The sequence below is a fragment of the Streptococcus sp. bf_0095 genome (assembly GCF_004166885.1).
Classification (GTDB): domain Bacteria; phylum Bacillota; class Bacilli; order Lactobacillales; family Streptococcaceae; genus Streptococcus.
In genome coordinates this window covers 34,147-49,226 of the sequence record NZ_RCYU01000005.1, presented here as the reverse complement: position 1 = coordinate 49,226, position 15,080 = coordinate 34,147, and the positions used below count along the sequence as shown (strand labels likewise).

Annotated in this window: 9 protein-coding genes; all 9 read left to right on the top strand. The window is 43.1% G+C overall.

What is annotated here, in order from left to right; genetic code table 11:
* Nucleotides 1-69 precede the first annotated feature (69 nt).
* The gene (locus tag EAI95_RS09675; RefSeq protein WP_129822853.1) at nt 70-4,572 is read left to right on the top strand and encodes a S8 family serine peptidase; all 4,503 of its coding nucleotides are present in this window, start codon (nt 70-72) and stop codon (nt 4,570-4,572) included.
* Nucleotides 4,573-5,074: 502 nt separating this feature from the next.
* A complete protein-coding gene (gene glyQ, locus EAI95_RS09670; protein ID WP_000038760.1) occupies nt 5,075-5,992 on the top strand; it encodes a glycine--tRNA ligase subunit alpha in 918 nt (305 codons plus the stop codon).
* A gap of 208 nt (nt 5,993-6,200) precedes the next feature.
* Nucleotides 6,201-8,237, top strand: coding sequence for a glycine--tRNA ligase subunit beta (glyS, locus tag EAI95_RS09665; protein WP_129822851.1), 2,037 nt, complete (start codon nt 6,201-6,203; stop codon nt 8,235-8,237).
* A gap of 33 nt (nt 8,238-8,270) precedes the next feature.
* On the top strand, nt 8,271-8,528 hold the full coding sequence (locus tag EAI95_RS09660; protein WP_023920274.1) for a DUF896 family protein: 258 nt from the start codon (nt 8,271-8,273) through the stop codon (nt 8,526-8,528).
* 395 nt (nt 8,529-8,923) lie between these two features.
* Entirely contained in the window at nt 8,924-9,874 is a 951-nt protein-coding gene (rsmH, locus tag EAI95_RS09650; RefSeq protein WP_006596867.1) for a 16S rRNA (cytosine(1402)-N(4))-methyltransferase RsmH, read from the top strand.
* A gap of 12 nt (nt 9,875-9,886) precedes the next feature.
* Nucleotides 9,887-10,222, top strand: a complete 336-nt coding sequence (gene ftsL, locus EAI95_RS09645; RefSeq protein WP_006596866.1) for a cell division protein FtsL — start codon at nt 9,887-9,889, stop codon at nt 10,220-10,222.
* Entirely contained in the window at nt 10,215-12,500 is a 2,286-nt protein-coding gene (pbp2X, locus tag EAI95_RS09640) for a penicillin-binding protein PBP2X (protein ID WP_129822847.1), read from the top strand. The genes ftsL and pbp2X overlap by 8 nt, the downstream gene beginning before the upstream one ends.
* A gap of 1 nt (nt 12,501) precedes the next feature.
* Nucleotides 12,502-13,503, top strand: coding sequence for a phospho-N-acetylmuramoyl-pentapeptide-transferase (mraY, locus tag EAI95_RS09635; RefSeq protein ID WP_129270649.1), 1,002 nt, complete (start codon nt 12,502-12,504; stop codon nt 13,501-13,503).
* Between the two features lie 127 nt (nt 13,504-13,630).
* Nucleotides 13,631-14,974, top strand: coding sequence for a DEAD/DEAH box helicase (locus EAI95_RS09630; RefSeq protein WP_129822845.1), 1,344 nt, complete (start codon nt 13,631-13,633; stop codon nt 14,972-14,974).
* Nucleotides 14,975-15,080: the final 106 nt, after the last annotated feature.

Genomic DNA, 15,080 nt, shown 5'->3' with positions numbered 1-15,080 from the left:
TAATGTTGAGTGAATTTTCTGAAAAATTAGGAGTATAATAAGAATAATTTAGTATATAGGGGGAATTTTATGAGTAAACAGCGTTTCTCATTGAGAAAATATAAGTTTGGTGTTGCATCGGTGCTGTTAGGATTTGTTCTTGTCTTTGGAGCAGGGAATGTAAGTGCTGATGAAGCGAAACAGCCAGAGACTGCAGTCGTTGCATCTGCAGAAGCAAATCCAGTATCGCCAAGTGAGTCTGCGTCTCCTGTAACGAATCAGGCAAGTGAGCAGACTGCAGGCTCAGTAGTTGAAAATGGTAAAGTTGTTAACGAGCCAGCCTCTTCAGAAAAAGAGGCAACAAGTCCATCTGTCGAATCAGATAGCCAAGTCCTTGCGCAGGAAGCAAAAACAGAGGCTCAAGCTACTGAAAAGCAAGCGGAAGTCGTAACTAAAACCGAAGAAAAAACTGTAGAAAAAACTGGAGAAAAAGCATCCGAAGGACAGGAAAAAACAGAAGCAAAACCTTCTTCAACAGAGGAGAAGAGTGAGGCTAAACCTGTATCGGAAGCAAGAACCGAAAAGAAAGCTGAAGATAAGCCATTAAGTATCAGCAGCAATACGATTATTAATGTGCCCCAAACTTGGGAAAAAGGCTACAAGGGTGAAGGGACTGTTGTTGCAGTCATTGACTCTGGTTTAGATGTCTACCATGAAGTGTTGCGGATTTCAGATCCTACAAAAGGGAAATTCAAAAATCAAACAGAATTAGAAGCTGCTAAAAAAGCAGCGGGAATTGACTACGGAAAATGGTACAACGATAAGGTCGTCTTTGCCTATGATTATATGGACGGAGATGACAATATCAAAGAAAAAGACCATGATTCACACGGTATGCACGTAACAGGGATCGCGACTGGGAACCCTGACAAAAAAGCTGGGGATGGCAACTACGTATATGGAGTTGCTCCAGAAGCCCAAGTGATGTTTATGCGGGTTTTCTCTGATCGTAGTGGATCCACCAGCGATGTTGTCTATGTAAAAGCGATTGATGACGCAGTGGCATTGGGAGCCGATGTCATTAATATGAGTTTAGGATCTGGGACAGGATCTACAGTGAATGCTAGTCCTGCTGTCAGAGAAGCAATCCAACGAGCACGCGCAAAAGGAGTTAGCGTCATTATCGCGGCAGGTAATAGCAATACCTATGGATACGGTTATGACAACCCAAGTGCTGAAAACCCTGATTACGGTGTCGTGGGTAGTCCTTCAACCGTAGAAGAGTCTATTTCAGTTGCCTCAGTAAATGATTCATTTGTAACAGAAGAAGTCTTTACAGTACGTGGTTTGGAAGACAATGCCGACTTGGATAAAGGGAAGTTTACCTATACAGCAGCTGAAACAGATGCTAATTTTGAAAATGGGAAAGAATATGACTATGTGGATGCTGGTTTGGGGCGTGAGAGTGATTTAGAAGGTCTCGATTTGACTGGTAAAGTCGCCCTCATCAAACGTGGTGAAATCACCTTCTCAGATAAGGTCGCTAATGTCTATAAAAAAGGAGCGATTGGCGCCCTCATTTACAATAGTGTCGAAGGCGCGAATGTCAAAATGGGCCTCGAAGGCGATGCGAGAAAGATTCCTGCGGTATTTATTTCTAAGCGCTATGGAGAAGCGATCAAAGACAAAGACTACAAGATAGTCTTTGATGGCAGTCTGGATAACCGTCCAAACCCTGACGCAGGAAAAATGTCTGAATTCTCTAGTTGGGGAGTGTCAACGGATGGACAATTGAAACCAGATGTCACAGCACCTGGTGGATCAATCTTCTCTTCACTAAATGACAATAGCTATGGCAGTATGAGTGGAACCAGTATGGCCTCTCCTCATGTGGCTGGGGTATCGGCTTTGGTGAAGGAATACCTCCAAGCTCACCATCCAGAACTTTCACCAGAGGAGCTATCTGCAACGGTCAAGGCCTTGATCATGTCAACTGCAAAACCGCACTTTAACAAAGAAACGGGCGCCTACACTTCAGTACGTCAACAAGGGGCAGGGATTGTAGATACTGCTGCAGCCGTCTCAACAGATTTATATGTAACGAATGAAGATGCATACCCAAGCGTAACTCTTGGTAATGTGGAAGATCGATTCAGTTTTGATGTGACCGTTCATAATATTTCTGATACTGACAGAGAGTTGAAGATGATTGTGAATACCACTACCGACGATGTAAAAGACGATCACTTTACCTTGAAGCCACGGAAATTAACAGAGACTGTATGGCCAAATGTAACTGTAAAAGCCCATAGTAGTCAGACAGTGACGGTGACTGTCGATGCATCTAAGTTTGCAGAAGAATTGACTAAATTGATGCCGAACGGTTACTTCCTAGAAGGATTTGTTCGCTTTGTGGACCCTGCAGATGATGGCGATGTGGTTAGCATCCCATTTATGGGCTTCCGTGGTTCTTTCCAAGATATCCCTGCGGTTGAAAAACCAATCTACAACTTGGTAAGAGAAGGGAAATCAGGATTCTACTATGATGTCCCAGAAACCAAACACGTGCCATCGAATGCAAACGTCACCTCTTTAGTTTCAAACACGAATGATGTGCTCTATACGACTGCTAAGAAGGAAACAGCAGAACGAAGCCCAATCGTTCTTGGAACAGTGGAAACACCAGAAGGTTTGAACGTCCTCCATTTGGATGCTGATGGCAATGTCCGTCTGGCTATTTCTCCAGATGGAGATGGAAACAAAGATTACGTGCAGTACCGTGCAGTCGTCTTGCGAAACCTAAATAATATGAAAGCGGCTGTCTACAAGGCAGATGATCAAGCTTTTGCTAACCCAATTTGGACAAGTACAGGAGCTTTCTCTGCTCGTAAGAATTACTTTGATGGACGTGGGAAACGATCTTATCTAGTCGACAACTCGGCTTGGGAAGGAACGGATGCCAAGGGTGAAAAGGTGGCGGATGGTCACTATGTCTATGAGGTTCGTTATACGCCAGCAGTTCCAGGAGCAGAGGAGCAAGTTGTTCGCTTTAACCTCCAAATTGACACCCAAAAACCAGTCTTGACTTCAGGTTATACGACCAAGAAGGATGGAGTAGAAACCTTCTATGCTCGTAAAACAAAAGATATTGGCAACGGTGGAATCTTACGAGAGCAAGTCTTCTATGTCAAGGCCTTTGATGAAGAAGGAAACCTGGTTAAGGAGGGGAAAGATGTCCTAGGGAAGACTAGCCGCTTTGAAAACCGTGTCTATTTAACGGCAAATGAGGACGGTGGCTATACTCTTCCAGAAGGAATCAGTAAAGACTTACTTTACTATGTGGTAGAAGACTACGCTGGAAACCGCGACTTTGCTTCTCTTTCTGATTTTGCTGGTAGTGAAGATAGTGGCCGGATTAAGGTGTCAGTCCTAGATGCCGATACACATAAAGAATTAGATACCGATTTTGTCTACCGTATCAAGGATGATCAAGGACAGTATGTCAACTTAGACAAAGGGAAAGAAATCAATTTCCTTAAGTTTGGTAGCTACGTGGCAGAACTCTTTGCCTATGACAAATCAGATCTGAAACTTGTCAGCCAACGAACTCAGAAATTTGAAATCACTGCAGAGGACAGCTTTAAGACCATCGAATTCTTGGCCAAAGAGATTGTCACTGCACCTTTGAGCCTAGTCTTTGATCAAGCAGTACCAAGAACAACACCAGTTGTCTTGAAAAATCAAGCTGGTGAAACCTTTGTTCTTCCAGTTCAACGCTATGGCAAGAATGCTTTTGGAAAAGATGTCCCAGTTGGAACATACACGATTTCAGTCAGTCTACCAACAGGTTATGAGTTGTTTGAGGATGCACCGACTGTGACCGTTCTAGCAGACCAAAACAATCTCGCAAAACTTTCTGTAGTCATTAAGACCCAATTGTTGCAATTGTTGGCTCAACAAGCTAACTTGACCAGCACTCCTCAGTACTTTAATGCAACGAGTGAAAAACGTTTAGCTTATGATGCAGCTTATCAAGAAGCTCAGAAAGCTCTTGCGGCTAAGTTATCACAAGCAGAAGTTAACCAAATCTTTTCAAATCTTGGATTGGTTACGAGTCAATTAGATGGGAAAGAGTCTGATTTTACAGCGCTAAAATCAGCCATTGCTGCCTATGATGTAACCTCAAAAACAGGTCGTTATGCCAACGCTAAGGATTCTGCTCGACGTGCCTTTGACCAAAGCTTTAAGGCATTGGCTCTCTTGCTCGTCCGTGAAGGTGTGACACAAGAGCAAATCAACCAAGCACTTGCGAACTACCAGGCGGCTGATCAACAGTTAAATGGTAAAACAACTGATTTCTCAAGTCTGAAGAAATTGATTGCGGCAGAACTCCAGTTCCAAGCTAAGAATGCGAAGTTTATCTATGCAGCAGATAAGGTGAAGGTGAACTACCTACAAGCCTTTATCCGCGCTCAAGCTGTACTGGCTAATCCTGGTGCCAGTCAACAGGAAGTCAAGGCGGTATTAGCTGAGGTTAAAGCTGCTAAGAGAAAATTAAATGGGAAAAAACCAAAGGTTGTAAAACGCCCATAACAGTCACCTTTCTTTGAAAGGATTTGCAACAAGTCTGAAACACCTGTTTCGGACTTGTTTTTGGTTTACACTAGAGTAGAAATCTGCTATAATACTAGTCAAGAAAGAAAGGCTTATGGCGTTTTTTTAGCGAGCTTGGGATAGTGAAAGCCAAGCAGAACAAGATAAGCAAGTGGCGCTTTCTCTCAGTAGATAGCTGAGTACAGTAGAATAAAATGAAGTAATAAATTAGGGTGGAACCGCGTTTTTGACGCCCCTAGGTCACTTGACTTAGGAGCAAAGACACGGTTTTTTTGTATCCAAAGTCGCAAGAATTAAAAAAGGAGTAATCATGTCTAAGAAATTAACATTTCACTGTGTCAGTGGCAGAGACCTCCTTACAGTCGGACTGCCCCACGCTCAGCACTAGGCTGCCTGAGCTAGACGCAGTACTAACTCGTCTTGCCTCGTATGATCGACGAGGCAGACTCGTGTCGCAAGAAATTATAAAAAGGAGAAGAAGATGTCTAAAAAACTAACCTTCCAAGAAATTATTTTGACTTTGCAACAATACTGGAATGACCAGGGTTGTATGCTCATGCAGGCTTATGATAACGAAAAGGGTGCGGGAACCATGAGTCCTTACACCTTCCTTCGTGCCATTGGTCCTGAGCCATGGAATGCGGCTTATGTAGAGCCATCACGTCGTCCAGCTGATGGACGTTACGGAGAAAACCCAAACCGTCTTTACCAACACCACCAATTCCAAGTGGTCATGAAACCATCGCCTTCAAATATCCAAGAACTCTACCTTGAGTCATTGGAAAAATTGGGGATCAATCCTTTGGAACACGATATTCGTTTCGTTGAAGATAACTGGGAAAACCCATCAACTGGTTCGGCTGGTCTTGGTTGGGAAGTTTGGCTTGACGGTATGGAAATCACTCAGTTCACTTATTTCCAACAAGTTGGTGGTTTGGCAACTGGTCCTGTTACCGCTGAGGTCACTTATGGGTTGGAGCGTTTAGCTTCTTACATCCAAGAAGTAGACTCAGTCTATGATATCGAGTGGGCTCCAGGTGTTAAATACGGAGAAATCTTCCTTCAACCAGAATATGAACACTCAAAATACAGCTTTGAAGTTTCTGACCAAGATATGTTGCTTGAAAACTTTGAGAAATTTGAAAAAGAAGCAGGACGTGCTTTGGAATTGGGCCTTGTTCACCCAGCCTATGACTATGTTTTGAAATGCTCACACACCTTCAACTTGCTTGATGCTCGTGGTGCTGTTTCTGTTACAGAACGCGCTGGCTACATTGCCCGCATCCGTAACTTGGCTCGTGTCGTAGCCAAAACCTTCGTCGCAGAACGCAAGAAACTTGGTTACCCACTTCTCGACGAAGCCACACGCGCAAAACTCCTAGCAGAAGAGGAAGAATAAAGAGAGCGTATTAGATGGGATTGGCTGATCGAGCAATCCTACAGAACCAGTTGCCGCAGTGATAAAGGTATCGTTAGAGAAACTAACGATACCAGGCAAAATTGGAGACTTTAGGCTCCAATTTTAGCAATGAAACGACGAAGTCGGTTGCTTGCGTGCCAATCACATAAGGCAAACTGGAAAAAAAGATATTTTTCGGAGAAAAAACATGACAAAAAACTTATTAGTAGAACTTGGACTTGAAGAGTTGCCGGCCTACGTTGTCACACCAAGTGAAAAACAACTGGGTGAAAAAATGGCAGCCTTCTTGGATGACAACCGACTTTCATACGAAAGCATTCAAACATTCTCAACACCACGCCGTTTGGCTGTTCGTGTGATTGGTTTGGCGGATCAACAATCGGATTTGACTGAAGATTTTAAAGGACCTTCTAAGAAAATCGCCTTGGATGCAGATGGAAACTTCTCAAAAGCAGCGCAAGGATTCGTCCGCGGGAAAGGCTTGACAGTAGATGATATCGAATTTCGTGAAGTCAAAGGGGAAGAGTACGTTTATGTTACGAAGCACGAAGCTGGAAAACCTGCCAAAGAAGTCTTGGCTGGCCTTCCAGAAGTGCTTGCTTCAATGACCTTCCCTGTTAGCATGCACTGGGCTAACAACACCTTTGAATACATTCGCCCAGTTCACACCTTGATTGTTCTTTTGGGTGATGAAGCGCTTGACCTTGATTTCTTGGATATCCAGTCAGGTCGTGTGAGTCGTGGACACCGTTTCCTTGGACATGAAGTGGAAATTACCAATGCGGATTCTTATGAAGAAGACCTTCGTACCGTTTACGTGATTGCGGATAGCAAAGAACGTGAAAACATGATTCGTGAGCAAATCAAGGCTATCGAGGCTGCAGAAGGAGTAAAAGTCCAAATCGAAGAAGGCCTTTTGAATGAAGTCTTGAACTTGGTCGAATACCCAACGGCCTTTATGGGAAGCTTCGACACCAAATATTTGGATGTTCCAGAAGAAGTTTTGGTGACCTCAATGGAAACGCACCAACGGTACTTTGTGGTACGTGACCTGGATGGTCAGCTGAAACCAAACTTCATCTCCGTCCGTAATGGGAACGCTGAGCACTTGGAAAATGTTGTTCGAGGAAATGAAAAAGTATTGGTGGCACGTCTTGAAGATGGTGAATTCTTCTGGCGTGAAGACCAAAAACTTAAGATTGAAGACCTGGTTGCTAAATTGGCACACGTAACCTTCCATGAAAAAATTGGTTCTCTTTCTGAACACATGGCGCGTGCTGGTGTCATTGCAGCGTCACTAGCTGAGCAAGCTGGTTTGACTGCAGAAGAAAAGGCAGCCGTAGCTCGTGCAGCTGAAATCTATAAATTTGACCTCTTGACGGGTATGGTTGGAGAGTTCGATGAATTGCAGGGAATCATGGGTGAAAAATATGCCCTTCTCGCTGGTGAAGATGCAGCAGTAGCGACAGCTATCCGTGAGCACTACCTTCCTGATTCAGCAGACGGAGCTCTTCCAGAGACTAAGGTTGGTGCCATTCTTGCCCTTGCGGATAAATTGGATACCCTTCTTTCCTTCTTCTCAGTTGGCTTGATTCCATCAGGTTCCAATGACCCATATGCGCTTCGCCGTGCAACACAAGGGATTGTTCGGATCTTGGATGCCTTTGGGTGGAATATTCCTATGGATGAGTTGATTGACAGCCTTTATGGACTTTCATTTGATAGCCTTTCTTATGACAATCAAGCAGAAGTGCTCAACTTCATCAAGGCGCGTGTGGACAAGATGATGGGACGCACACCAAAAGATATCAAAGATGCTGTTCTTGCTGGTTCAAACTTTGTCGTGGCTGATATGCTGGAAGCAGCTGAAGCTCTTTCAGAAGTTGCGAAGACCGATGGTTACAAGGCGGCTGTTGAGTCCCTCTCTCGTGCCTTCAACTTGGCAGAAAAAGCAGATGCTTCAGTAGCAGTCGATGCTAGTCTCTTTGAAAATGATCAAGAAAAAGCTCTTGCCAAAGCGATTGAAGAGCTTGAATTGACTGGTGCAGCTAGTGACAAATTGGCTCAACTCTTTGCTCTTAGCCCAATCATCGATGATTTCTTTGACAATACCATGGTAATGGCAGAAGATGAGGCTGTTAAAAACAACCGTCTGGCCCTTCTTGCAGGCCTTGTAGCGAAAGCTAATAATGTTGCAGCCTTCAACCAATTGAACACAAAATAAGTACCTGATGACAGGTAGAAAGTAGGTCTTATTATGACACCTGAAAAAATCGCTCGCATCAATGAGCTTGCTAAAAAGAAAAAAACTGAAGGTTTGACGCCAGAAGAAGAAGTGGAACAAGCAAAACTTCGTGAAGAATACATTGAAGGATACCGTCGCTCCGTTCGCCACCATATCGAAGGAATTAAAGTGGTGGACGAAGAAGGTAACGATGTGACACCTGAGAAACTACGCCAAGTACAACGAGAGAAAGGTTTGCACGGCCGTAGTTTGGATGATCCCAATTCATAAATAGACAATAGAAAACTCGATCAGAAGTTGAACTGATCGAGTTTTCTTGTTCTATATGGGCTACTCTGAATCCTTATCTCTATTTTTGTAGTTTTTCCATTGATTTTTAAAAATCCAAATGGAGACGGCAAGAACGAAGGTTGCTGTCCAAAAAATCCAAGGGACAGGGGTGCGTAGGAAAAAGTAGACTGCAATTAGATCGGCCACTAGCAGGCCAAGGAGGAGGTATTTCTTATCTTTCATGGAATTATTGTATCACAAATTGCTTCTCTCGGTCTATTGGTTGATAGGATGAGCTTTTGAAGAATAGGGACTTTTTATCCGAAAATGATGAGCAGATAGAGAAGAGAATCTCAAGTGCATCCTGGTCAGATTTGTGGTAAAATAGATAGGATATGAGTAAAGAATTTCATCATGTAACGGTCTTGCTCCATGAAACGATTGATATGCTGGATGTAAAGCCAGATGGAATCTATGTGGATGCCACTCTAGGTGGAGCTGGCCATAGCGAATATTTATTAAGTCAATTAAGTGAAAAAGGACATTTATATGCCTTTGACCAGGATCAGCATGCGATTGATAATGCGGAGAAACGATTAGCTCCTTATGTTGAAAAGGGCATGGTAACCTTCATCAAAGACAATTTCCGGAATCTTCAAGCACGTCTCCAAGAATTGGGAGTCAATGAGATTGATGGAATCTGTTATGATTTAGGAGTTTCTAGTCCCCAGTTAGATGAGCGGTCTCGCGGTTTTTCTTATAAAAAAGATGCTCCCTTGGACATGCGGATGAATCAAGAAGCCTCTTTGACGGCTTATGACGTGGTCAACAACTATGATTACCACGATCTAGTCCGAATCTTTTTCAAGTATGGGGAAGATAAGTTTTCCAAGCAAATTGCTAGAAAGATCGAACAAGCGCGTGCGGTAAAACCGATTGAAACGACGACAGAATTGGCTGAAATCATCAAATCGGCAAAACCGGCTAAGGAACTAAAGAAAAAGGGGCATCCAGCCAAACAAATTTTCCAGGCGATTCGAATTGAAGTCAACGATGAATTGGGAGCGGCGGATGAATCAATCCAGCAGGCCATGGATTTATTGGCAGTTGGTGGTCGTATCTCAGTCATTACCTTTCATTCCTTGGAAGATCGTTTGACCAAACAATTGTTTAAAGAAGCTTCTACAGTAGAAGTACCGAAGGGCTTGCCTTTCATCCCAGAGGACCTAAAACCAAAAATGGAATTAGTCTCTCGAAAACCGATTCTTCCAAGCCAAGAAGAGTTAGAGAAGAACAACCGAGCTCATTCTGCAAAATTGCGGGTTGCTCGAAAAATTCATAAGTAAGAGGAAATAAACATGGCAGATCAACCATTACGATCTCGGGGCAGTCAATTGCAAGATCGTATTCGTCGCTTTACAAGAGTAGAAAAAGCTTTTTATGGCTCGATTGTCCTAACAGGGATTATTCTCGCTGTCAGTATTATTTTTATGCAGACGCGGATTCTACAAGTTCAAAGCGATTTGACAAACCTCAATACGGAACTAAAAACAAAAGAGACTGAACTAGAAGATATCCGACAAGAAGTTAATGAGTTGACTCGATATGAACGCTTGTCTAAGTTAGCTAGTTCTCAGGGGATGACCCTCCAAAAAGAAAATCGAAAAGTGGTGAGTTCAAGTAGCGATGAGTAAATTAAAGAAGAAAATCATTCGTTATTCCCTTAAAAAAAGGAAACTTCCAGACCAAAATCGTCGGCAAGTAGCTAAGAATTTAAGTTTGCTTTCCATTCTTGTTTTCTTCATTTTTCTTATTAATTTTGCAGTCATTATTGGCACAGATAGCAAATTTGGAAAAAATTTATCTGAGTTATCGCATCAGGTCCATCAGAAAACTGAGATTGTTCCAGCCAAACGAGGAACAATTTATGATCGAAATGGAGCTGTCATTGCTGAAGATGCGACGACTTATAATGTTTATGCTATCATCGACAAAACTTATAAATCAGCAAAAGGTGAAGTTTTATACGTTGAAGAAAGCCAATACAACCAAGTAGCGGACGTTTTTAATCGTTATTTGGGGATGGAAAAAGATTATGTCGTCCAACAACTGTCTCAAAAGAAGCTCAACCAAGTTTCTTTTGGTGCGGCGGGGAACGATATCAGCTATAGCAATATGGATGCTATCCGGAGTGAATTAGAAGCTGCCAACATTAAAGGTGTTGATTTTACGACGAGTCCAAACCGGAGTTATAAAAATGGGACCTTTGCCTCTCAATTTATCGGTCAAGCTCAATTGGTAGAAGATAAAGAAGGCAATAAAACCCTGCAGGGAACAACGGGAATAGAAAAATCCTTGGATCGTATCTTGGGTGGTCAGGATGGAGTTGTGACCTATGAAAAGGATCGTAACGGAAATATTGTGCCGGGATCAGACAAGGTTGCCGTGAAGACAGAAGATGGAAAGGATGTTTATACAACCCTTTCTGCAGAACTGCAAACCTATCTCGAAACCAGAATGGATGTATTCCAAGAAAAGGTAAAAGGCAAATTTGTCAGTGCGACCCTAGTGAGTGCCAAAACAGGGGAAATCCTGGCGACTACTCAACGTCCTACCTATAATGCAGATACCAAAGAAGGTCTGGATATCAAGAATTTGAGAACTTGGAATACGATTCTTTACCAGGATCAGTACGAACCAGGTTCGACTATGAAGGTCATGACCTTGGCCGCAGCGATTGATCATGGGACTTTCCCAGCCTATAATGAGGTATATTACAATAACGAACTGCAAGTAAAAGACGCGATCATCAAAGACTGGGAAATTAATATGGGCTTGTCAGAAGGTCGCTATATGAATATTGCCCAAGGTTTCGCCTATTCAAGTAACATTGGGATGACCAAGCTTGAACAGAAGATGGGCAATAATGTTTGGATGAATTACCTCACTCTCTTTAAATTTGGACTTCCTACGCGTTTTGGTATGGGAGACGAAAGTTTTGGAGGCTTGCCAGGTGATAACTATGTCACTCAAGCCATGTCTTCTTTTGGTCAGGGGATATCCGTTACTCAAACGCAGATGTTGCGAGCATTCTCTGCCATTGCCAATGATGGGGAAATGTTAGAGCCTAAATTTATCAGTGCGATCTACGACGGCAAGCATGAATCCGCTCGTAAATCACAAAGAGAGGTCGTCGGCAATCCAGTTTCTGCTTCAGCTGCTCAGCAGACTCGTAATTACATGATTACGGTAGGGACCGATCCTCAATTCGGTACTCTCTACTCGTCGGATGGTCCTATTATTCAAGTAGCTGGACAAAATGTTGCTGTCAAATCAGGGACGGCCCAAATTGCAACAGCTAATGGATATTTGGAAGGCGAAAATGACAATATCAACTCGATTGTTGTCATGACACCGGCTGAAGATCCAGATTTCATTATGTATGTGACGGTTCAACAGCCTGAAGTCAGCTTTAGTCCAAAGAGTTGGCAAGAACTGGTTAATCCAGTTCTAGAAGATGCGGTTGCTTTGAAGGATGAATTGAATCTGGTATCAGAAACCAAGGCCTTAGATGGGGTCACGAAAGAGGATACCTATAAGATGCCGTCGGCAGAATCCTTGTCGAAAGAATTGAAGTTGAAGCAGACCATCAGTCCAGGTGGCTTCGCAGATGAACTGCGTCGCAATCTGATCCAGCCTGTCGTCCTAGGAACTGGAAAAAATATTAAAAAGATGTCAGTTTCAGCAGGAACAAAATTAAAGGCAAATGAGCAAGTATTATTGTTGACAGATGATTTGGATTCAGTTCCTGATATGTATGGCTGGACCAAGGAAAATGTTGATAAATTTGCGGAATGGACGGGCATTGAGGTCACCTATAAAGGGGAAGGTTCTCGTGTGAGCAAACAAAACGTCAAAGTAGAAACTGCTTTAAAGAAGACGAAGAAAATAACAATTACATTAGGAGATTGATATGTTACTTGCTACCCTAGTAGTATCCTTTATACTGACGGTTATTGGCATTCCTGCCTTTATCCGTTTCTATCAACGGGCCCATATTTCGGGGCAACAAATGCACGAAGATGTGAAGCAACACAAAGCCAAGGCGGGCACTCCTACTATGGGGGGAGTGGTCTTCTTGATCACTTCAGTCTTTGTCACCCTTGTTTTTAGCTTTTTAACTGGGAACTTTACGCGACCTGTTCAATTAATTCTCTTTATTTTGGTCTTGTATGGAATCGTCGGTTTCTTAGATGACTTCTTAAAAGTTTTTCGTAAGATTAATGAAGGGCTGAATCCCAAGCAAAAATTAGCCCTGCAATTGTTGGGAGGGATCATTTTCTATCTCTTCTCTGAACGCCATGGAGCTGGTAGTCTTCTCAATGTCTTTGGTTGGGATGTCTATTTGGGACATTTCTATATTGTCTTTGCCTTGTTCTGGTTGGTTGGTTTTTCAAATGCAGTCAACTTAACGGACGGGATTGATGGCTTGGCAAGTATTTCGGTAACCATCAGCTTGATCGCTTATTCCATCATCGCTGTTTGGCAAAGACGAATCGATATCCTTTTTGTAACGATTAGTATGATTGGAGCTCTATTAGGTTTCTTCGTCTACAACCACAAGCCGGCCAAGATTTTCATGGGAGATGTTGGAAGCCTAGCCCTAGGTGGGATGCTTGCGACTCTATCCATGGCTCTCCACGTAGAGTGGACCTTGCTCTTGATTGGGATTGTCTACGTCTTTGAGACTAGCTCTGTCATGCTCCAGGTGTCCTATTTCAAATGGACGAAAAAACGGACAGGGGAAGGACGCCGGATCTTCCGCATGACGCCTTTCCATCACCATTTAGAATTAGGTGGTCTGTCAGGTAATGGACCTAAATGGTCTGAGTGGAAGGTCGATGCCTTTCTCTGGAGTGTTGGTGCAGGAATGAGCGCCTTGACCCTCTTGATCTACTATTTGATCAATTCATAAGCCATGAATCATAAAAGGTTGGGATTGCTATCTCAGCCTTTTTCGCTGGCTAGGAATTGCTGTCCAAAAGAAGAGCGGGAAGAGGAGTTTTTTGATATAATAGTGGAGATGATGAAAGGATAAGAGAATGAAATTTACAGATTTTAAGTTTAAGGACTATATCCAAGAGGCCTTAAAAGAGATTAATTTTATCGAAGCAACAGAAGTTCAAGAAAAGCTGATCCCGATTGTTTTAGCAGGCCGTGATCTGGTCGGTGAATCTAAAACAGGATCAGGGAAGACCCATACTTTCCTCTTACCAATTTTTCAAACCTTAAATGAGGATAGTAGCAATGTCGAAGTGGTCATTACAGCGCCTAGTCGGGAATTGGCCACACAGATTTACCAAGCGGCTCGTCAGATTGCTAGCCATTGTGAAAAAGAAATTCGGATTGCCAACTACGTTGGGGGAACTGATAAGGCTCGTCAAATCGATAAGCTCCAAGTAGCCCAACCCCATATTGTCATTGGGACACCTGGACGGATCTATGATTTGGTCGCTTCTGGAGACTTGGCTATTCATAAGGCTCACACTTTTGTGGTTGATGAGGCGGATATGACTCTCGATATGGGCTTTTTGACGACGGTAGACAAGATTGCATCCAGTCTTCCAAAGAAGCTTCAGTTTTTAGTCTTCTCAGCAACGATTCCACAAAAGTTACAACCCTTCTTGAAGAAATATTTGTCTAACCCTGTCATGGAGCAGATCAAAACCAAAACGGTGATCTCGGACACCATTGATAACTGGTTGGTATCGACAAAAGGGCGAGATAAGAATGAGCAAGTCTATCAACTAACCCAGGCTCTTCAACCTTATCTAGCTATGATTTTTGTGAACACCAAGGATAGAGCGGACGATTTGCATGCTTTTCTGGTAGAGAAGGGGCTTAAGGTCGCTAAAATCCATGGAGGGGTTCCTCCGCGGGAGCGTAAGCGCATCATGAACCAAGTCAAAAACCTGGATTTTGAATATATCGTGGCGACGGACTTGGCAGCGCGTGGTATTGATATTGAAGGGGTCAGTCATGTCATCAACGATGCTATTCCACAAGACTTATCCTTCTTTGTTCACCGTGTTGGCCGGACTGGTCGGAATGGTCTTCCTGGTACAGCGATCACCCTCTATCAACCGAGTGATGACTCAGACATTCGGGAGCTTGAAAAATTAGGCATCCAGTTTTTCCCTAAGGTCTTGAAGGCTGGAGCTATCGAGGATACCTATGACCGGGACCGTCGGGCTAATCGTGAAAAACGCCAAGAAAAACTCGATATTGAGATGATCGGCTTGGTCAAGAAGAAAAAGAAAAAAATCAAACCAGGCTACAAGAAAAAAATCAAATGGGCTGTGGACGAGAAACGTCGTAAAGCTAAGCGAGCTGAGAATCGTGCTCGTGGTCGGGCAGAAAGAAAGGCCAAACGTCAAACCTTTTAGTGATAAAGAAATTTAAAGATTTCCATAAAAATTAACTATTTGGTCGCTGATTTATTTTGTGATAGACTATCTATAGATAGTCTATTTTTTGCTCTTAAAGAAGATG

Excerpts from the sequence above, each read along its gene's own strand:
- EAI95_RS09675 (WP_129822853.1), top strand. The coding sequence starts at position 70 with ATGAGTAAACAGCGTTTCTCATTGAGAAAATATAAGTTTGGTGTTGCA.
- glyQ (WP_000038760.1), top strand. The coding sequence starts at position 5,075 with ATGTCTAAAAAACTAACCTTCCAAGAAATTATTTTGACTTTGCAACAA.
- glyS (WP_129822851.1), top strand. The coding sequence starts at position 6,201 with ATGACAAAAAACTTATTAGTAGAACTTGGACTTGAAGAGTTGCCGGCC.
- EAI95_RS09660 (WP_023920274.1), top strand. The coding sequence starts at position 8,271 with ATGACACCTGAAAAAATCGCTCGCATCAATGAGCTTGCTAAAAAGAAA.
- rsmH (WP_006596867.1), top strand. The coding sequence starts at position 8,924 with ATGAGTAAAGAATTTCATCATGTAACGGTCTTGCTCCATGAAACGATT.
- ftsL (WP_006596866.1), top strand. The coding sequence starts at position 9,887 with ATGGCAGATCAACCATTACGATCTCGGGGCAGTCAATTGCAAGATCGT.
- pbp2X (WP_129822847.1), top strand. The coding sequence starts at position 10,215 with ATGAGTAAATTAAAGAAGAAAATCATTCGTTATTCCCTTAAAAAAAGG.
- mraY (WP_129270649.1), top strand. The coding sequence starts at position 12,502 with ATGTTACTTGCTACCCTAGTAGTATCCTTTATACTGACGGTTATTGGC.
- EAI95_RS09630 (WP_129822845.1), top strand. The coding sequence starts at position 13,631 with ATGAAATTTACAGATTTTAAGTTTAAGGACTATATCCAAGAGGCCTTA.